This window comes from Tropicibacter naphthalenivorans, assembly GCF_900176475.1.
Classification (GTDB): domain Bacteria; phylum Pseudomonadota; class Alphaproteobacteria; order Rhodobacterales; family Rhodobacteraceae; genus Tropicibacter; species Tropicibacter naphthalenivorans.
Map to the genome: position 1 here is coordinate 773,720 of NZ_FWXX01000001.1, position 17,500 is coordinate 791,219.

The following is a 17,500-nucleotide window of genomic DNA, read 5'->3' on the forward strand; positions in this document are numbered from 1 at the left end:
CTTGGCGCGCGCGCCGCGCAGGCGCAAACCAACCTGTGCGCGACAGCGCTCCGGTGGATCAGGCCAACTCAGGCCAAAAACCGCCCGGCGACAGCGCCCGACATCCACGCCACTTGCCCGCCCGCAATCGTCGCCACGATGCGGCGGGTCTGGGGCTCCATCACCACCAGATCGGCGCGCAGCCCCTCGGCAATCCGGCCCCGGTCGCTGAGGCCCAGCACCCGCGCAGGCCCGGACGACACCAAGCCCCAGGCCGCAGCCTCATCCAGCAAACCCAGCTCGACACAGCGCCACGCCGCCCGCGCCGGCGACGGGTAGTGGTAATCCGAGGCCAAGGCATCACACAGCCCCGCCTCGACCAACTCAAGGGCCGAGACATTGCCCGCATGGCTCGCCCCGCGCACCACGTTCGGCGCGCCGAGGACCACCGGATCGCCCGCCTCGCGCGCCGCCTGCGCCGCCTCTACCGTCTCGGGGAACTCGGAGACATCGACGCCGCGTCCGCGCCACTCGGCCCGGCCTTCGGCCGTACGGTCATCATGGCTGCCCATGCGCACGCCCCGCTCTGCCAGCTGCCCGCACAGCCCGTCCAAGGCCGCTGGCACCTGATCCGACGCCGCGTGCAGCCCCTGCATCAAGGCCAAATGCGCCTCGGGGTTACGCCCGGATTTCAAGGCTTGCCCGACCAAGCGCTGCGGCTTGCGCCCTTCGGCCAGACGCTTGTGCGGCAGGTGATCGTTGAACACCACATAGCCGATGCCCCAGCGATCCACCGCCTCCAAGGCGCGGTCAAAACTCTCAAGGTAGTGCGTCTCCAGCCGCAGTTGCAGCCGCAGGTCAACCGGCACGGTGCCGCGCACCAAGGACACGCTCTCAAACACCTCTTCGGCGAACTCCGGCCCACGCATCCCGCCTTCCCACGACCAGAACTGCGCCAGCACCGCCGTCGTGATCCCGCAGGCCGCAAGCTCGGACGTCACCGCCCACATGCCCGCGTCCCGCTCGCGCAGCGCGCCCCTTCGCGGGGCCATGTGCCGCTCGAACCCGTCGCCATGCACGTCCACGATCCCCGGCAGCAGGTCAAAGCCGCTCAGGTCCACATCACGCGCGGGCGCATCGCTCAAGTGACCGCCCGCCACCGTCACCGGCGCGTCGCTCCACCCGCTGTCGCGCAAAACCCGCGCGCCCACCAGCCGCCGCTCGATCATTCGCAGCCTCCCAAAAGGCAGTCCAACTCCATCCCCTTCAGCATGTCCTGCCAGCGCATCTCGCGGTCAAAGCGCCCCTCTTCGATGAACAGGATCGCCTGCGCAATCACGCTGGGGGCCTGCATCATAAAGGTATGCGTCACCGGCAAGACGATATGCCCGCTCATGCCATCAACCCGCGTAGAGGCGACGGACACCTTGCCGTCATCCACACCGGGAATGAGGTGCGAATACAGGGGGTTCAGCGTCTGCGACCCCGCGATCACCCCCAAGGGAAAATCCACCACCGGCAGGCTCTTGGGCAGATCCTCGGGGCCCGTCCCCAGCTGACCGCCCGCAGGCCCGTTCACCCAAGCGAACACTTCCCAGCCGCCCAGCTCATCCACCAGCTCGCTGCCTTGGTTCGGCGGCCCCAGCATGACCACACGCCCCAAGCGCTCGGGCCGATGATCCGCCAGCCAAAAGCGCAACAGGATGCCGCCCATGGAATGCGTGACGAAATGCACCGATCTGTCACCGCAGGCCTGCACCGAGGCGGGCAAAATCTCTGCCGCCAGCGTCTCGACCCGCTTTTCCGTCGACGGATAGCCCGCCAGCACCGTCTGATGCCCGCGCGCCTCAAAGGCCGCCGCCATCAGCGTCATGGAATGCTCGGTCCGCGCCAGCCCATGCAGGAAAATCACGCAATCAGAGGCCCGCGCAGGCAGCGCCGCCAATAGCAAAACTAGGGTCAGGATATATCTCATAGGCTTGGCATAGCGCCCCGCCCGCCCCTATGAAAGGGGGAAAGGAGCCGCCGATGACCAGCCCTCGCCTCGCCGCCCGTGCCGTAATCGTGCATCAGGACCGCCTGCTGCTGGTCAACGCTTGGCCGGGCGGGCAAAGCCCGCTCTGGTGCGCCCCCGGCGGCGGCGTCAATCGCGGCACATCCCTGCCCGAGAACCTCAGGCGCGAAGTCCATGAGGAAACCGGCCTGACCATCGCCGTCGGCGCGCCCTGCCTGATCAACGAATTCCACGACCCGCAGGGCAGCTTTCATCAGGTCGAGGTGTTCTTTCGCTGCACCATCACGGAGGGTCAATTGTCAGACAATTGGCAAGACCCCGAAGGCATCGTCACCACCCGCCGCTTCTTTACCGAACCGCAGGTGCGCGCCCTGCCCCTCAAACCGTCCAGCCTGCCCGATGTCGCCTTTGGCACGGGCCTCAGCTACGATCCGCTGGAACCCATCGTCCGCTAGCGCCGCAAAACCGACAACCCGACGCCGCCCAAAACCACCGCCGCCGCCACCGCGAACTCCGCCGTCAACGGCTCGGCCAGGACCAGCATCCCGCCCGCCATGGCAATCACCGGCACGGTCAACTGCGCCACGGCGGCCACGCTGCCCTTGAGCTGCGGCAAGACCGCGTACCACAAAGCGTACCCTAGCCCCGATGTGACCGCCCCAGACACCACGGCCAAAGCCAAACCCCTGCCTGTCACCGCAACGCCGCTGGTCGGCACCCCCGGCAGCCAGCCGATCACCAAGCCAAACGGCGCCGCCAAAACGAAATTCGCCGCCGTGGAAATCAACGCATCCTCCGCCTTGCGCCCCGCCAACGAATAGACACCCCAGCCAAAGCCCGCGACCACCATCGCCGCCCCCGCGCCAAGCACAATCGACACCCCGGCCCCCGGCCACAACAGCCAAGCCAAACCGCCAAACGCCACAGCAGCGCCCAGCCAGCGCAAAACCGGCGGCCGCTCGCCGCCGATCAGGCTCCCGACAAACATGGTGATCTGCACGGTGCCAAACAGGATCAGCGCCCCTAGGCCTGCGTCCAAATCGCTATAGGCCAAGGAAAACCCGTAGATATACAGCACCAAGCCCGCGACCCCGGCCAGCCGCACCGGCCCCAGCAACGGCGTCCGCCGCCGCAGCCCATAGGCCAAGGCCAAGAGCACAACGGCCCCGGCCCACAGCCGCACCGTCCCGAACCCCAGCGGATCAATCCAGCCGCCGCCAACCGCCGCCCGGTTCAGCACAGAGTTCGCCGCAAAGGCCACCATCACCACCACAACCAAGGCAAAAGTCTTCACGCCGCGCCCCCGCTTCTTCTCTTCAAAAATATCCCGGGGGAGCGCGCAGCGCGGGGGCAGCGCCCCCAATTGCACCCCTCAAGCGACCAGCGTCTCGGCCCGCTTGAGATCCACCGACACCAGCTGCGACACGCCCTGCTCCTGCATGGTCACGCCAAACAACCGGTCCATCCGCGCCATGGTCACCGCATGGTGCGTGATGATCAAGAACCGCGTCTCGGTCCGGCGGCACATTTCGTCCAGCATATCGCAGAAACGCGTCACATTCGCGTCATCCAAGGGCGCGTCCACCTCGTCCAGCACGCAGATCGGCGACGGGTTGGCCAAGAACACCGCGAAAATCAGCGCCAGCGCGGTCAAGGTCTGCTCGCCCCCAGACAGCAACGACAGCGTCGACAGCTTCTTGCCCGGTGGTTGGCACATGATCTCCAGCCCCGCATCCAGCGGATCGTCGGATTCCACCATCACGAGGTTCGCCTCACCGCCACCAAACAAATGCTTGAACAGCATGGTGAAATTCGCGTTCACCTGCTCGAACGCCGTCAGCAGACGCTCGCGCCCTTCCTTGTTCAGGGACGCAATCCCGCCGCGCAAGGTCTTGATCGCCTCTTCCAGGTCGGCCTTCTCGGCGACCAGCTCGTCGTGTTCTTGCTGGACCTCCTTGGCGTCTTCCTCGGCGCGCAGGTTCACCGCGCCCAAGGCGTCGCGCTGCCGTTTCAAGCGGCTCACGTCCTGCTCAATCTGCTCCGAGGCGGGCATGTCCTCGGCGGACATCCCCAGCTTGGCCAGCAGGTCTTGCGGCGCGCAGTCCAGTTCCTCGGCGATGCGCTCGGCAGCGGATTTGACGGTCTCGCGGGTGGCCTCGGTGCGGGCTTGGGCGGCGGCGCGGATCTCGCGGGCTTCGCCGGCGATGCGCTCTGCGTCGCGTTCCTCGGTGATGGCATCGCGCAGGGCGATCTCTGCCATGGCCAAGGCGTCGGAGGCCGCCGACTTTCGGTCGGTCGCCACCTCGATCGCCTCGCCCAGCTCTTCGCGTTTAGCGGCCAGTTCCTCGGGGACCAGCGCCGCATCCTCAAGCTCTTCCTGCGTCGCCTCGCGCCGCTCTGCCAGCTCTGACGCGCGCCGTTCCGCGGTTTCCAAGCGGTGCCGCCAGCCGGACAAGTCCTTGGTCACCTGCTGCGACCGGCCCTTGCGGGCCTCGCCCTCGCGGCGCAATTCGTCATGGGCCGAGCGTTTGGCCATCATGGTCATCCGCGCCGCTTCCACCGTCATCTTGACGTCTTCGGCCTGTGCGCGCGCGTCGTCCAGATCGTCCAGATCGGCAACGGCGCTCTCGGCCTCGCGCAGCTGCGCGCGGGCGGTCCCGGCCTCTTCCTCGTAGCGGCGCACCGACAGTTTCGCCGCGTCCAAGCGGCTGTCCGCCATGTCGCGATCCGCCTCGGCGCGGTTCAGCGTGCGGCTCGCAGCGGTCAACGCCTGATCCGCCTCGCGCCGCGCCTCGCGCGCTTGTTTGTCGGCGCGGGTCAGATCGGCCAGACGCGCAACCAAGGCGTCATGCGCGGCCTTGGTGCCCTCCAGATGCGCCGAGGCCGCGGCCATTTCCTGCTTCAAAGCCTCAAGGCGGTTCAACTGCTCCAGACGCATCGCCGCCGCCGAGGGCTGATCCTCGGCCCAGGCGCGATAACCGTCCCAGCGCCACAGATCGCCGTCCAGAGACACCAGCCGCTGACCGGGCAGCAAGAGCGTCTGCAAGCGCGGGCCATCGTCGGCGTCACACAGCCCGATCTGAGACATGCGCCGCGACAGCACCTCGGGGACGGACACGTGCTGTGTCAGCGCGGTGACCCCCGGCGGCAAGGGCTGATCAGCGTCATACTCGGGCAGCACCAGCCAGCCCGTCGGGCCGTCGCCATCCACCTCGGGCGCGCGCAGATCGTCGGCCAAAGCCGCCCCCAGTGCCTTTTCAAAGCCCTGCTCCACCTGCAAACGGTCCAGGATCTGCCCGCCCTCAGCGGCATCCCGATCCAAGAGCCGCGCCAGCGCCGTCACCTCGGCGCGCAAGGCGTTCATCTCACCCTCGGCCTCAGAGCGTTCGCCGCGCGCTTCGGCTTCGCGCGTCTGGGTCTCGGCGCGGGCGGCTTCGGCCTCGGCCAGCACACGCTCGGCGCGGTCGACCATCATCTGCGCCGCGTCCTGTTCGGTCAGCGCGGTGCGGGCGGCGGCCTTGCTGTTTTCCAACGCATCACGCGCCGCCTTGACGGTGTCGCGGGCCTTGGTCGCCTCGGCCTCGTTGCGGTCCATCTGGCGGCGGCAATCGGCAAGGTAACGCTGCGCTGACTGGTGACGGGCGGCAAGGCGCGCCACGTCCTCGGTGTGCTGGGCCAGATCGGCCTCGCGCTCGTGCAGGATCGCGGCGGCCTCGCGGGCGGCGGCGGCGGCCTCTTCGAGGCGGTCGTCATGGCCCTCGGCGGCGTCTTGCAGCGCCTTGGCTTCCCATTCCAGACGCTCGATCGTCTCGCCCGCGTCGCGGTTCAGGCCCGCCTCGCGGTCCATGTCGTGGGTCAGCTGTTCGATGCGCTTGGCCAGCGTCGCGATGCGGTCCTGCGCCTGACGTTCCTGATCGGCCAGCGTGTCGCGCTGCACGGTCAAGCGTTGGAAGACAGCGGCCGAGATCGCCTCTTCCTCGCGCAGCGGCGGCAGTTCGGCCTCGCGGTCAGCGCGCAGGGCAGCGGCGGCGCGGGCGGTAGCCTCGGCCTTGGCGGCGCCGGTCACCAGCTCACGCAGGGCGTTCTCGGCCATGATCCGCGCGGTATCGGCTTCGTTCCAGCGGCGGAACAACAGCATCCCTTCGGAGCGGCGGAGGTCTTCGGCGATGGCGCGGTAACGGGCGGCCTGACGGGCCTGCCGCGCGAGTTGCCCCAGTTGGCTGGCAAGCTGCTCGATCACGTCATCGACGCGCAGCAGGTTCGCCTCGGTGCTCTTGAGTTTCAACTCGGCCTCATGGCGGCGCGCATAAAGCCCGCCAATCCCGGCGGCATCCTCCAGCACCTTGCGGCGGTTCTTGGGCTTGGCAGAGATCAGCTCCATGATCTGTCCCTGCCGCACAAGCGCGGGCGAGGTCGCGCCCGTGGCCGCATCGGCAAACAGCATCTGCACGTCGCGGGCGCGTGTATCCTTGGCGTTCACCTTATAGGCGCTGCCCACGTCGCGGGTGATGCGGCGGGTGATTTCCAGCTGGTCGCTGTCGTTGAACCCGGCGGGCGCAAGACGATCCGCGTTGTCGATGGTCAGCGCGACCTCGGCAAAGTTGCGCGCCGGACGGGTGGCGGCCCCGGCAAAGATCACATCCTCCATCCCGCCGCCGCGCATCGCCTTGGCGCGGGTTTCACCCATGACCCAGCGCAGCGCCTCGAGCAGGTTGGACTTGCCACAACCGTTCGGCCCGACCACGCCCGTCAAGCCATTGGCAATGACAAGGTCCGTCGGGTCGACAAAGCTTTTGAAGCCCGTCAGTCTGAGTTTGGTAAAGCGCAAGAGCCTGTCCCGATTCCGAGAATGGCCCTCAAACTGGCCTCTGGGCGGGCGCAGAGTCAAGCAGCGGCGCGGCGCATCTGGCGGGGTTCCGCCAGTTGTCCACAAGATATTGGGGATAATGTCGGGTTAAATGCGTCTCAATTACCCCTTTTGACACTCCAACGCGCCACCGCGCGCGGTGATGCCGTACAGATCGCAATAGAACACCCGCGATTTGCGAGGTTTGCGGGGGGCTTTGCGGCCATCGCAGCTCAGGCCGATGGTCATCATCGACGGATCGCCCACCACCCATTTCGCTATACAGCCCGTTTCCAGTTGCGCGGCGATGCCCGCCTTGCGCGCGACAGGCTGAAAGCGGGGCATCATCTCTGGGTTGGTTCGAATCGCCTCAACGACATCGCCCTGACGGCGCAGCGTAAAGCGGCTGCCTTCGACTTCGCGGACGGTCTTGTCGACCCCGCGGAAACCGGGCCCCGCCGCGTCACACGCAGCGAGGCCAAGCATGAGGAAAACGTAGGTAAATCGCATGAGTTAGCTTTGCCTCAGCTTGGTTACCAAGAGGTAAACGCACAAGCGATTGACGCGGAAAAGCCCGGACTCGATTCCCCTTTACATTCCAACTTTGCGATGTACATTACATTCTAACTTCGGAATGTTTAGAAAAGGAGGCCGCCATGGCTACCCCACAAACCCGGCCCGCTGACCAATACTCGCCGCTCTACTTCCTCGCCTCGCTCGGCGCGGGCGGTCTGTCTGTGACGTTTTTCATGTTCCTCATGTTCTGGGTCCCGCACAAAGGCCAGCCCGTCCCGGTGTTCGAAGACATTATGGCCGCATGGGCCGCAGGCAACCCGGCGCTGCAAGCCGCCATTGTCATCGCCATGGCGGGGATCGCTTTCTTTACGGTCCTGAACATCAAATCGTTGCTCTGGAACCTGTCGGCCTATTCGGCCTTCAAGCAGACGGACGCCTATGAAAAGCTGCGCAACTCCAACGCCGAAAGCACCCTGCTGGCGATGCCGCTGGCGCTGGCCATGACCGTGAACGCGCTGTTCATCGTGGGCCTCGTCTTTGTCCCGCAGCTCTGGACCATCGTCGAGTTCATGTTCCCCGCCGCCATGGTCGCCTTTGGCCTGATCGCGGTACTGGCCTTTCGGCTGATCGGGGATTTCCTTGGGCGTGTGCTGTCCAAGGGTGGCGTGTTCGACGTGACCGCGCATAACTCCTTTGCGCAACTGCTGCCCGCCTTTGCCGTTGCCATGATCGCCGTTGGCTTTTCCGCCCCTGCCGCCATGAGCACAAACCCCACGACCGTCGCCGCCGCGCTGATCATCTCGACCGTGCTGGGGGTGATCGCGATCCTCTACACGATCCTCGCCGCGACCACCGCTGTGTCGTCCATGCTGCAACACGGCACCGCCCGCGAAGCTGGCCCGACCCTGATGATCATCGTGCCGATCGTCACCGTGCTGGGCATCATGTTCATCCGCCAAGACCACGGGTTGCACACCACCTTTGACGGCCACAGCACCGCCGCCGATACGCTGACCTTCCTGACGCGGATGATCTCGATCCAGATCGCCTTCCTTGGGCTGGGTGCCGTGGTTCTCAAGGCGCAGGGCTACTTCAACGACTTCGTGCTGGGGTCCAAGACGTCGCCCGGCTCTTACGCCCTGGTCTGCCCGTTTGTTGCCTTCTCGGTGATGACGCACTTCTTCGTCAACAAGGGTCTGGTCGCTGCGGGGGCCGTGGCCAAGTACGGCACCGCCTACTGGAGCTTTACCGCCATCGCCATCATCGCCCAGATCATTGCCATCGCGCTGGTCCTGCGGCTGAACAAACAGCACTTTGCCAAGCGTGACGTGGTCGCTGTTCCGGCAGAGTAAACGCCCTAAACACACGCAAAGGCCCGGTCAGCGCGACCGGGCCTTTTTACGTTCAAAGCTTAGAACTTGACGTCCACGTCGGGCAGCTTGAGCGCCTTGATCAGATCGCGCAGCTCTTGTCGGGCGGCAACGTTCGAGATGTTCAGCTGCTTGACGCCCATATCCTTGAGGTCCAGCAGCGTCAGCCCGCGCGGGAACAGCTCGCGGAAGATCACGCGCTCGGAAAAGCCGGGGGCAACGCGGAAGCCGATGCGCTTGGACAGGCGGTCAATCGCCTTTTCCATCTTGGCCTTGTTGACCATCTGCTGGGCGCCCATGCGGTTGCGCAAGACAACCCAGTCGATGGGCGCCAGACCCGCCTGCGCGCGCAGCTGACGCGCCGACCAGACCATTTCGGAATACACCGAGGGGCCAAGGATTTTCTCGCCGTCGCTGTCGACGCGGGCCAGCAGGTCAAAGTCGACAAAGCTGTCGTTCAGCGGCGTCACCAGCGTGTCGGCCAGCGAATGGGCCACCTGCGCCAGCCGGGTGTGCGAACCGGGGCAGTCGATCACGATGAAATCAGAGGTTTTTTCCAGCTCGGCCACCGCGCGCGACAGACGGTGGTCGTTGACGTTCTCGCCGGGGGCCAATTCGGACTGATCGACCTCGGGCAGGTCCATGTAGCTGGGAGACGGCAGATCGACGCCGTTCTTTTCCAGATAGGCTTTGCGGTTGTCCAGATAGCGCCCAAGGCTTTTCTGGCGCACGTCCAGATCCAGCGTCCCGACGCGGTGCCCCATGCGCGCAAGCGCGGTGGCGATGTGCATGGACATGGTGGACTTGCCCGCCCCGCCCTTTTCGTTGCCGACGACGATGATATGAGCCACGACTTTACCCCTTTGACCGTCCCACATGTTTGGCTGTGGTTCGCTGGCATACACAGTATCTGCCAGCCACCGTCAAGAAAAGATCACCCGGCGCGACGCTTTGTGTTCCGTGTCTGTCCTGCCGCAAAAAGCGGCCCAAAAATGGAAAAGGCCCGAACCGCGCGATGCGGTCGGGCCTGCCCCAATTCGGGATGCCGATAGGCTTAGTGCAGCTTGGCACCGACCGTTGCGATGGCGTCGTCGATCAGTTTGCCCTGATCGGCAGCGGTCATCTGGTCGGCGATCACGTCACGCGCAGCGACGATAGCCACGGATGCGGCGGTGTCGCGCACTTCGCGTACGGCGGACGCTTCGGCAGAGGCGATCTGCGATTCAGCGGCAGCCAGACGGCGGGCGATGGTGCTTTGCATGTCGGCTTTGGCCTGCTCGGCGGCCAGTTCGGCCTCTTGCTTGGCGTGGGCCACGATGCGGTCCGCCTGTTCCTGCACTTCGCGCTGCTTGCGCTCATACGAGGCCAGCAGGGTCTGGGCTTCTTCACGCAGGGCGCGGGCTTCGTCCAGATCGGACTGGATGCCAGCGGCGCGCTTGTCCAGCAGGCCACCCAGCATACCGGGCACCTTGAAGTAGAACAGAACCGCAAGGAAGATCAGGAAACCCAGCAGGACAACAAAGTCCGTGTTGCGCAGCGAAAAGAACGGGCCGCTGGCAGCAAAGGCGGGGTTGGCCACGACTGCCGCAAGGGCGATAGCGAAAAGCTTGCGCATGGCCTTATCCTTTCATCCGGTTCGACACGGCTGCGGCGATCTTGGCGTCATCCGCCTTGCCACCCAGCGCCGCCACGATGGCAGCTGCCGTATCCTTGGCAACGATTTCGACGTTTTCCATGGCAGAGTTGCGGATCTCGGCGATGGCCGCTTCCGATTCAGCCGCCTTGGCAGAGATGTCTGCGTCGGCTTTTGCCATGGCCGCATCGAGATCGGCCTTAATGTCGTCGCGCGTTTTCTGCGCAATCGCCTGGGCTTCGGTCCGGGCGTCGGTCAGGGCTTGCTGGTAAGCAGCCTCTGCCTCTTCGGACTTGCGCTTCAGCTCTTCGGCTGCGGCGATGTCATTGGTGATCGTCCCCTGACGCTCTGCCAGAACGGATGCGATCCGCGGCAGCGCGATTTTGGACAGGATCAGGAAAATCACCACCAGAGTGATAATCAACCAGAAGACCTGGTTGCCAATCCAGTCACCGCAAAGTTGCGGCATCCCAACGGCAGAGCCATGGGAATCCACACAGGCGCTAAGTGCCTCGGCTCCGTGAGTTTCGGTCGCCATGTTTTCCTCCGTCGGAACGTTTGTCTTTCGTTCGGGCGGTCTGGACCAAGCCGGACCGCCCGTGCGTAAGGATCGTTAAGTTCCGTGGATTAGACGGCGAACATCAGCAGCAGAGCGATCAGGAACGAGAAGATGCCCAGAGCTTCTGCGAATGCGATGCCGATGAAGAGGGTTGCAGTCTGCGAAGCAGCTGCGGAGGGGTTGCGCAGAGCGCCGGCCAGGAAGTTGGCTGCGACGTTACCAACACCCAGTGCTGCGATACCGGTACCCAGACCTGCGATGCCTGCGCCGATGTGTGCGAGTTGACCTTCCATTGGGTATCTCCTTACGATTGGAAGTTACTGTATTCGGGTTTGTTTCGGGGGAAGAGGCGGGCGCTGCGGCCCACCGCTGCCTTTAGTGATGCGGATGCAGCGCGTCTTTCAGGTAGACGCAGGTCAGGATCGTGAACACGTAGGCCTGAATGAAGGCCACGAGGATTTCCAGACCGTACATGGCGGTGATCGCCAGGATCGACACGGGCGACACGGCGGCGATGGCGGCAAAGCCTGCGAACACCTTGATCACCGCGTGGCCTGCCATGACGTTGCCAGCAAGACGAATGGAGTGGCTGACCGGACGCACAAAGTAGGACACCAGTTCGATGATCGCGAGGATCGGGCGCAGCGCCAGCGGGGCGGACGACACCCAGAACATCGACAGGAACGACACGCCATTCTTGACAAAGCCAAGGATCGTGACGGTCAGGAACACGGCCAGCGCCAGCACCACGGTCACGGCAAAGTGCGAGGTGGTGGTGAACGACTTGGGGAGCAGGCCCAGGAAGTTCGCGGTCACGATGAACATGAACAGCGTCATGATATAGGGGAAGTACTTGAGGCCATCCTTGCCGGTGACGTCTTCGACCATCTTGTGGATAAAGCCATAGGCGAGTTCGGCAATCGACTGCGAGCGCGACGGCACGATGGCGCGGCGCGAGGTGCCCAGAACCATCAGAACAAAGATCACGAGGATCGACAGCGCCAGCCACAGGGTGACGTTGGTGATGGTCAACATGCCCACTTCACCGTGGCCGAACAGAGGCTTGACGATGAACTGATCCATCGGGTGGAAAACCAGGCCGGTGCCCTCTGCTGCTGCGTCTGCGCCGTGCGTTTCAGTCGCCATCTTTTGTCCCCTCGTCCCCGCCCGTCTTTGGCGGCGTTTGCGTATCCTGGAGCTCTTTCGCGGTGCGCAACATGACGTTGATCCCCGCGGCGGTCCCCACCAATGTAAACAGCACCATCATCCACGGAGAGGTGCCCAGCACCTCATCAAGCGCGTATCCGATGCCAAAGCCGATCCCCAGACCGGCCACCATCTCTGTCACCATCCGCCACGCGTGCTGCGCTTGGGAATAGTGCTCCTCTTGGTGGGCCTTGTCGCTGGTTTGTGCGGCCTTGTAGGCCTCCAGCTTGGCGCTCAGCTCATCCATCTGCCGTTTATGGTCAGGATCGCTCACGTCATGGCCCCCGTTGGAGTTCGCCGCTTTGCTAAGCCGAGGGGCGTCCTGAGTCAACACGCTGTTAAGAATCCGCAAAGGCGGGCTAAGCAGCTGATTTATAGTCATTTTAGGCACGCACGCACAACTCGTGCGATTCCGTCGCAGGCGGTGTTAGCGCGCGCAGCGCCCTGTCGCGTTATTCAACCGATCAGTTGATGTTTAAAATCGGCGCGAAAATGCACCTTTTTGCCCCACAGCTTTCACGGGCCTTTCACGCCCTTGGGGTACTTGTCGCAAAGCCGCCGCGAAAGCTCCCCTTGGTGGTCAAACCTGCGCCCGATTCAACCTGCAAGCACAGCTTTAGACTTTGTTAACCATTTGAAAGCCCATGCCAGTGCCCCGCCTTACGGAACAAAAGACCTCGCGCGCAGTTAGCGTTAAACTCGCCCCGCTCTGGGACTGCATTTGATGACGCGCGCCTTTTCTTCTCCGATGACTTGGGTCTGGCTGATGGCCGGATCGCTGGCGATGGCGGGCTTTGCGGCGTTCAATCCCATCCAGCCCGCAGGGCTTAGCGGCGTTCTGCCTGTGGCGCTGGCCTTGATGCTGATCCATTCGGCGCATGGGCTGGGCCGCGCGCTGGGGGTCCGGCACGGCTGGGCCGCGGGTCTTGCGCTGGCCGCCACCGTCACTGCCCTGCCCGCCATGTCCCTGCGCCCCGAAGCCTACGCCGAGGCCGCCACCTATCAGTCCGGCGACACCGCTTGGCCCGCGCTGCGCCCCGTGGGCCATATCGCGCTGCTCGCCCCCTGCCCCGACCTGTGCGCCAAGGAAAACCGCGCATTGCTGAACGCCGGGGCCTATTCCATCTTTATCCCGTGGGATGTGCCGCAAACGTCCGAGGGGCTTGACCCCTTTCTAACCGGCTATGTCCTGCGCGACTGCGGCGTAAAATGCCAAAAGCAAAGCTATGGCGACCTGACAATGCCCGATCTGGCCTATTGGACCGGCGATATCCCCACGCCCGAGGCGCGCTTTGTCACCCATCTGACACGCCACGTGCTGCTCCGCCAGTCCGAAGGCGAGTGGGTCGAGATCGCCCGCGACACCACCGTGCATTTCCGCACCCCCGGCCTGTGGCCCGGCACCGACACCCTGCCCGGCACGCAGACCGGCCTGACCGACCATGCAAGGGCGTTTGATCTGCGGCCTTGACGGCGCAGGCGCACTGGCGAACAAGGGGGCATGTCCGACCGTCTCGACAGTGTCTTTGCCGCCCTAGGCGACCCGACCCGGCGCCGCATCCTGACGATGCTGCTCGAAGACGATATGGCCGTGACCGACGTGGCCGACCCGTTCGAAATGTCCCTCGCCGCGATTTCCAAGCATCTGGGCATCCTCGCCGCCGCGGGCCTGATCAGTCAGGAAAAGCGCGGGCGGGTGAAGTGGTGCAAGCTCGAACCCGACGCCCTGCGCGAGGCGTCGGTCTGGATGCAGGGCTTTGGCCAGTTCGAGCCGGTGAACCTCGATGCGTTTGAGCGGTTTCTCGCCAGCGAGCTGGGCGAAGATTAGGCAACCGCGCCCGCCTCTTCATCCTTGAGCAACAGCAGCAAGGACACCGCCGTCAGCACCACGCCCGGCAGGATCAGCGCCGAAGGCACGCCGTGGCCAAAGGCGACTTCCCACAGGATTACCCAGGACGGCACGATGTAGGTATAGGCCATGACCTTGGCCGAGGGCAGCCGCAGCGTCGCGTAGCGCAGGCACATAAAGGTGACCGAAGTCGCCAGCACCGCCACATATAGAATGGTGATCCAGACGATGGCGGGCAGCGACGCCCAGTCCACCGACAGCACGCGCGGCCCCGCCAGCACCAGCAGGATCAGCGCCCCCGCCGTCAGCACCCCCGCGTTGAACGCCAGCGCAGGCTCGCCGCGCGACAGTTTGCGCAGCATGGGCGAATACAAGGCGTGCGCAATGCAGCCCCAGAAATAGATCGCCTCGCCCCGGCCGATCTCGAACCGGAGCAGCGCCGAAATGTCGGCCTTGAAGATCACCCAAAGCGCGCCGATGCCCCCGATCACGATCGCCAAAGCCATCCGCGCCGTCGTGATCTGCCGCAGCAGAAAGTAGCCGAACACCGCCGTAAGCGCCGGGTTTAGCGTGAAAACAGCCGCCATGCTGACGGGTTCAGCGGTCTTGAGGCCTTCGAACATGGTGACGAAATAGATGGCGAACAGCCCCGCCAGCACCAGATAGCGCCACGGCGCGTGGAACACGTCGCGCGTCACGCCCCCGGTCGCCAAGGCCATGGTCCACAGCAGCACCGCCCCAAGGATGAACCGCACCGCGTTCAGCGACACCGGGTCGATGAACGGCGAGGCCAGCGCCCCCAGCGAAAACGACCCCGCCACCAGCGAGGCAAACAGCATCATCGCCAGATGGCCCTTGAGGTGTTCGCTCATGCCCCGTCCTCCTCGGCGGCAAAGGCTTTGAGATGTTTGATGAACGCCTGCACCTTGGCGGTGCGGTGCAGATCGACATGCGTGACCAGCCACAGCGGCGACAGCCACTCGTCGCGCGGCGGCATGACCTGCACCAGATCGGGGTGCATGGCCGCTTCGCGCGTGCTGAAAAAGCCGATGCCCGCGCCCGCCAGAACGGCGGCCTCCATCACCCGCGTGTCGGGCGAGCGGAACACGATCCGGCTGGCGTCCACATGGCCGTGCAGCCAGCGCAGGAAGGGCGCGCGGGTGTCCATATCGTCGTGGCTGACGAAATCATGAGCGCGCAGGGCGTCGATATCCTCGGGCATCCCGCGCCGCTCGATGTAGCCGCGCGTCGCGTACAGCGCGATCTGCTGGCTGGCAAAGGGTTGCACCACGTTGTCGGGTTCCTGCGGGGCCGCGCCTGCGCGCAAGGCCACATGCGCTTCGCCATATTCCAGCCGGAACACCCGGTCGCCGGTCAGGAAACGCACGATCACATCGGGGTACTTTTCGCGGAAAGAGGTCAGCGCCGCGACCATCAAGGGCGCAAAGGCCACCAGCGAGGTCACCACCAGATCGCCCGACACATCGGCGCCGCGCCCCTTGATGCGACCTTCGAGCTGGGCGAACTGGTCTTCGGTGGTCTGCGCCACCCGCAACAGATCCTGACCCGCCTCGGTCGCCGTGTAGCCGCGCGCGTGCCGCTGGAACAGCTTGACGCCCAAGCGACCTTCGAGCGCGTCGATATGGCGGATCACCGTGGCGTGGTGCACCCCCAAACGGTCAGCCGCGCCGCTGACGGTGCCCATGCGCGCCACTTGGTAAGCGGTACGAATCTCATCCCAGTTGTCCATGACGTCCCTCTTTGCGCCAAAGCGTGTGTTCTTCTGTGCGCCTGTCCACAGTCACTGTCCGTTTTCTGCAATTGCGTTCAGACGCGCAAGTCACAAACTAGCGAAGGGAGGACAAACAACAGGGGATTCCCTATGACCAACACCGTTTTGCGCATCGACGCTTCCGCCCGCACCGAAGGCTCTGTTTCCCGCCAACTGGCCGACGAGATCATCGCCAAGCTCGCCCCGGCCAAGACCATCACCCGCGATCTGGCCGCTGGCCTGCCCTTGATGGACGCCGCATGGATCGGCGCGAACTTCACCCCCGACGAGGACAAGACCGATCTGGACCGCCAGACCCTGGCCCTGTCGGACGCGCTGGTGGCCGAGCTGAAAGCCGCCGACACCGTGCTGATCGCCCTGCCGATCTATAACTTTGGCGTGCCAACCTCGCTCAAGGCTTGGGTCGATCTGGTGGCCCGCGCCCGCGTGACCTTTCGCTACACCGAGGACGGCCCCGAAGGCCTGCTGACCGGCAAGCGCGCCATTCTGGCGATCGCCTCTGGCGGCACAGAGGTGGACGGCCCCATCGACTACGCCACGCCCTACCTGCGGCACATCCTGAACTTTATGGGAATCACCGACATTCAGGTGGTGCGTTCGGACCGCATGGCCGTTGACCCGCAGGCGTCGAGCGAACGCGCCCACGAGGACATCGCGCAGATCGCCGCCTAAGGCGCGAGCGCGGCTTGTCACATCCATAGGAAAAGGCCACCCTGCCCGACGTAAACGGTTGGGGTGGTCATGCGTAAACCTGTCACGATCCTTTTGGGCGCCATGGCCGCGCTGTGGCTGGGCAACACCAGCCTGTGGACCGCGCCCAGCGACACTCCGCCCCGGCTGATCGCCCATCGCGGCGTTCATCAACTGTCTCTAGCCGAGCGCACGAACGACAGCTGCCGCGCGCAGCACGTCGCCCCAATCACCCATGACTTTGTCGAGAACACCCTGCCGTCGATCCGCGAGGCGACGCGGCTGGGGGCTGACATGGTCGAAGTCGATGTCCATCTGACCCCGGACGGCACCTTTGCCCTGTTCCACGATTGGCGGCTGGAGTGTCAGACAAACGGCACCGGCGTCACCGAGCAGCAGGATTTTGCCACGCTGCAAGCGCTGGACCTTGGCTATAACATCACCGCCGACGGGCTGACTTTCCCCTTTCGCGGCAAGGGCTTGATCATGCCCTCCCTGACCGGGGCACTGGCCGCCCCAAGCGCCCCGCTGCTGATCAACTACAAAAGCCGCCGTCCCGAAGAGGGCACTGCCATTGCCCCCTTGCACGCCGCCTTTCCGGGCCGGATCGCTGCGATCTACGGCGGCGCACCCCCGTCCGAGGCCGCCCACGCCGCCACCGGCCTGCCCTACTACACCAAGGACAGCACCAAGTCGTGCCTGATGCGCTACGCCCTGCTCGGCTGGACCGGCCACGTGCCGGACGCCTGCCAGACGGGGCTGGTCGCCGTGCCGCTGAATGTCGGGCCTTGGCTCTGGGGCTGGCCGCACCGCCTGACCGCCCGGATGCACGCCGCAGGCAGCGAGGTCATCTTGCTGGGCGACTACGACGGCTCTGGCTTTTCCTCGGGGATCGACGACGAAGGCCTTTTGGCGCGTGTCCCAAAGGGCTGGTCTGGCTACCTGTGGACCAACCGCATCGAATGGCTCGGCCCGCGGGTCAAAACGCGCTAAAACCCCGCCATCCTTGACTCGCACGTCATTTTCCCCTATCGCCACCCCAAACA

19 protein-coding genes are annotated in these 17,500 nt (G+C 64.9%); 6 read left to right on the top strand and 13 right to left on the bottom strand.

Going from position 1 to position 17,500, the window contains the following annotated elements:
- Positions 1-68: 68 nt before the first annotated feature.
- Together B9A11_RS03735 and B9A11_RS03740 are read right to left on the bottom strand one after the other, a co-directional pair.
- Complete coding sequence (locus B9A11_RS03735) at positions 69-1,208, bottom strand: alpha-D-ribose 1-methylphosphonate 5-triphosphate diphosphatase (RefSeq protein WP_058245709.1); 1,140 nt, start codon at positions 1,206-1,208, stop codon at positions 69-71.
- Positions 1,205-1,954, bottom strand: a complete 750-nt coding sequence (locus B9A11_RS03740) for an alpha/beta fold hydrolase (RefSeq protein ID WP_058245708.1) — start codon at positions 1,952-1,954, stop codon at positions 1,205-1,207. Before B9A11_RS03740 ends, B9A11_RS03735 begins: the two co-directional genes overlap by 4 nt.
- A gap of 53 nt (positions 1,955-2,007) precedes the next feature.
- Here B9A11_RS03740 and B9A11_RS03745 point away from each other — a divergent pair, with 53 nt between their 5' ends.
- Positions 2,008-2,448, top strand: coding sequence for an NUDIX domain-containing protein (locus B9A11_RS03745; RefSeq protein ID WP_058245707.1), 441 nt, complete (start codon positions 2,008-2,010; stop codon positions 2,446-2,448).
- Here B9A11_RS03745 and B9A11_RS03750 read toward each other — a convergent pair.
- The 3 genes from B9A11_RS03750 to B9A11_RS03760 all read right to left on the bottom strand — a co-directional run bounded on the left by B9A11_RS03750 (position 2,445) and on the right by B9A11_RS03760 (position 7,349).
- Positions 2,445-3,287 carry a DMT family transporter gene (locus B9A11_RS03750; protein WP_058246390.1) on the bottom strand — a complete coding sequence of 281 codons (843 nt, stop codon included), beginning with the start codon at positions 3,285-3,287 and terminating at the stop codon, positions 2,445-2,447. The two genes, B9A11_RS03745 and B9A11_RS03750, sit on opposite strands and share 4 nt — an antisense overlap.
- Positions 3,288-3,365: 78 nt before the next feature.
- Complete coding sequence (gene smc, locus B9A11_RS03755) at positions 3,366-6,821, bottom strand: chromosome segregation protein SMC (protein WP_058245706.1); 3,456 nt, start codon at positions 6,819-6,821, stop codon at positions 3,366-3,368.
- 141 nt (positions 6,822-6,962) lie between these two features.
- Entirely contained in the window at positions 6,963-7,349 is a 387-nt protein-coding gene (locus B9A11_RS03760) for a hypothetical protein (RefSeq protein ID WP_058245705.1), read from the bottom strand.
- A 146-nt stretch (positions 7,350-7,495) separates the two neighbouring features.
- Here B9A11_RS03760 and B9A11_RS03765 point away from each other — a divergent pair, with 146 nt between their 5' ends.
- Positions 7,496-8,707, top strand: a complete 1,212-nt coding sequence (locus B9A11_RS03765) for a TsoY family (seleno)protein (protein ID WP_058245704.1) — start codon at positions 7,496-7,498, stop codon at positions 8,705-8,707.
- A gap of 59 nt (positions 8,708-8,766) precedes the next feature.
- On the opposite strand, the gene B9A11_RS03770 is transcribed toward B9A11_RS03765, so the two are convergent.
- The 6 genes from B9A11_RS03770 to B9A11_RS03795 all read right to left on the bottom strand — a co-directional run bounded on the left by B9A11_RS03770 (position 8,767) and on the right by B9A11_RS03795 (position 12,397).
- Complete coding sequence (locus B9A11_RS03770; RefSeq protein WP_058245703.1) at positions 8,767-9,576, bottom strand: division plane positioning ATPase MipZ; 810 nt, start codon at positions 9,574-9,576, stop codon at positions 8,767-8,769.
- 203 nt (positions 9,577-9,779) lie between these two features.
- Entirely contained in the window at positions 9,780-10,340 is a 561-nt protein-coding gene (locus B9A11_RS03775; RefSeq protein WP_058245702.1) for a F0F1 ATP synthase subunit B, read from the bottom strand.
- A gap of 4 nt (positions 10,341-10,344) precedes the next feature.
- Positions 10,345-10,896 (bottom strand): F0F1 ATP synthase subunit B', encoded by a 552-nt coding sequence (locus tag B9A11_RS03780; protein ID WP_058245701.1) that lies wholly within the window; start codon positions 10,894-10,896, stop codon positions 10,345-10,347.
- Positions 10,897-10,985: 89 nt separating this feature from the next.
- A complete protein-coding gene (locus B9A11_RS03785; RefSeq protein ID WP_058245700.1) occupies positions 10,986-11,210 on the bottom strand; it encodes a F0F1 ATP synthase subunit C in 225 nt (74 codons plus the stop codon).
- A gap of 82 nt (positions 11,211-11,292) precedes the next feature.
- Entirely contained in the window at positions 11,293-12,063 is a 771-nt protein-coding gene (locus B9A11_RS03790) for a F0F1 ATP synthase subunit A (RefSeq protein ID WP_058245699.1), read from the bottom strand.
- The gene (locus B9A11_RS03795) at positions 12,053-12,397 is read right to left on the bottom strand and encodes an AtpZ/AtpI family protein (protein ID WP_058245698.1); all 345 of its coding nucleotides are present in this window, start codon (positions 12,395-12,397) and stop codon (positions 12,053-12,055) included. Before B9A11_RS03795 ends, B9A11_RS03790 begins: the two co-directional genes overlap by 11 nt.
- A 450-nt stretch (positions 12,398-12,847) precedes the next feature.
- Between B9A11_RS03795 and B9A11_RS03800 the strand changes: the two genes are divergently transcribed.
- Together B9A11_RS03800 and B9A11_RS03805 are read left to right on the top strand one after the other, a co-directional pair.
- Complete coding sequence (locus B9A11_RS03800; RefSeq protein ID WP_058245697.1) at positions 12,848-13,594, top strand: hypothetical protein; 747 nt, start codon at positions 12,848-12,850, stop codon at positions 13,592-13,594.
- A 30-nt stretch (positions 13,595-13,624) separates the two neighbouring features.
- Entirely contained in the window at positions 13,625-13,951 is a 327-nt protein-coding gene (locus B9A11_RS03805) for an ArsR/SmtB family transcription factor (RefSeq protein WP_058245696.1), read from the top strand.
- Here B9A11_RS03805 and B9A11_RS03810 read toward each other — a convergent pair.
- Together B9A11_RS03810 and B9A11_RS03815 are read right to left on the bottom strand one after the other, a co-directional pair.
- Positions 13,948-14,844, bottom strand: coding sequence for a DMT family transporter (locus B9A11_RS03810; RefSeq protein WP_058245695.1), 897 nt, complete (start codon positions 14,842-14,844; stop codon positions 13,948-13,950). The genes B9A11_RS03805 and B9A11_RS03810 overlap by 4 nt on opposite strands.
- Positions 14,841-15,722 carry a LysR family transcriptional regulator gene (locus B9A11_RS03815; RefSeq protein ID WP_058245694.1) on the bottom strand — a complete coding sequence of 294 codons (882 nt, stop codon included), beginning with the start codon at positions 15,720-15,722 and terminating at the stop codon, positions 14,841-14,843. Before B9A11_RS03815 ends, B9A11_RS03810 begins: the two co-directional genes overlap by 4 nt.
- Positions 15,723-15,854: 132 nt before the next feature.
- Between B9A11_RS03815 and B9A11_RS03820 the strand changes: the two genes are divergently transcribed.
- The gene (locus tag B9A11_RS03820) at positions 15,855-16,436 is read left to right on the top strand and encodes an FMN-dependent NADH-azoreductase (RefSeq protein ID WP_058245693.1); all 582 of its coding nucleotides are present in this window, start codon (positions 15,855-15,857) and stop codon (positions 16,434-16,436) included.
- Positions 16,437-16,505: 69 nt separating this feature from the next.
- Entirely contained in the window at positions 16,506-17,447 is a 942-nt protein-coding gene (locus B9A11_RS03825) for a glycerophosphodiester phosphodiesterase family protein (RefSeq protein ID WP_058245692.1), read from the top strand.
- Positions 17,448-17,500 lie beyond the last annotated feature (53 nt).

Bases quoted from the DNA above. Each gene is read 5' to 3' on its own strand.
- B9A11_RS03735 (WP_058245709.1), bottom strand. From the start codon at position 1,208: ATGATCGAGCGGCGGCTGGTGGGCGCGCGGGTTTTGCGCGACAGCGGG.
- B9A11_RS03740 (WP_058245708.1), bottom strand. From the start codon at position 1,954: ATGAGATATATCCTGACCCTAGTTTTGCTATTGGCGGCGCTGCCTGCG.
- B9A11_RS03745 (WP_058245707.1), top strand. From the start codon at position 2,008: ATGACCAGCCCTCGCCTCGCCGCCCGTGCCGTAATCGTGCATCAGGAC.
- B9A11_RS03760 (WP_058245705.1), bottom strand. From the start codon at position 7,349: ATGCGATTTACCTACGTTTTCCTCATGCTTGGCCTCGCTGCGTGTGAC.
- B9A11_RS03765 (WP_058245704.1), top strand. From the start codon at position 7,496: ATGGCTACCCCACAAACCCGGCCCGCTGACCAATACTCGCCGCTCTAC.
- B9A11_RS03775 (WP_058245702.1), bottom strand. From the start codon at position 10,340: ATGCGCAAGCTTTTCGCTATCGCCCTTGCGGCAGTCGTGGCCAACCCC.
- B9A11_RS03780 (WP_058245701.1), bottom strand. From the start codon at position 10,896: ATGGCGACCGAAACTCACGGAGCCGAGGCACTTAGCGCCTGTGTGGAT.
- B9A11_RS03785 (WP_058245700.1), bottom strand. From the start codon at position 11,210: ATGGAAGGTCAACTCGCACACATCGGCGCAGGCATCGCAGGTCTGGGT.
- B9A11_RS03790 (WP_058245699.1), bottom strand. From the start codon at position 12,063: ATGGCGACTGAAACGCACGGCGCAGACGCAGCAGCAGAGGGCACCGGC.
- B9A11_RS03800 (WP_058245697.1), top strand. From the start codon at position 12,848: ATGACGCGCGCCTTTTCTTCTCCGATGACTTGGGTCTGGCTGATGGCC.
- B9A11_RS03805 (WP_058245696.1), top strand. From the start codon at position 13,625: ATGTCCGACCGTCTCGACAGTGTCTTTGCCGCCCTAGGCGACCCGACC.
- B9A11_RS03810 (WP_058245695.1), bottom strand. From the start codon at position 14,844: ATGAGCGAACACCTCAAGGGCCATCTGGCGATGATGCTGTTTGCCTCG.
- B9A11_RS03815 (WP_058245694.1), bottom strand. From the start codon at position 15,722: ATGGACAACTGGGATGAGATTCGTACCGCTTACCAAGTGGCGCGCATG.
- B9A11_RS03820 (WP_058245693.1), top strand. From the start codon at position 15,855: ATGACCAACACCGTTTTGCGCATCGACGCTTCCGCCCGCACCGAAGGC.
- B9A11_RS03825 (WP_058245692.1), top strand. From the start codon at position 16,506: ATGCGTAAACCTGTCACGATCCTTTTGGGCGCCATGGCCGCGCTGTGG.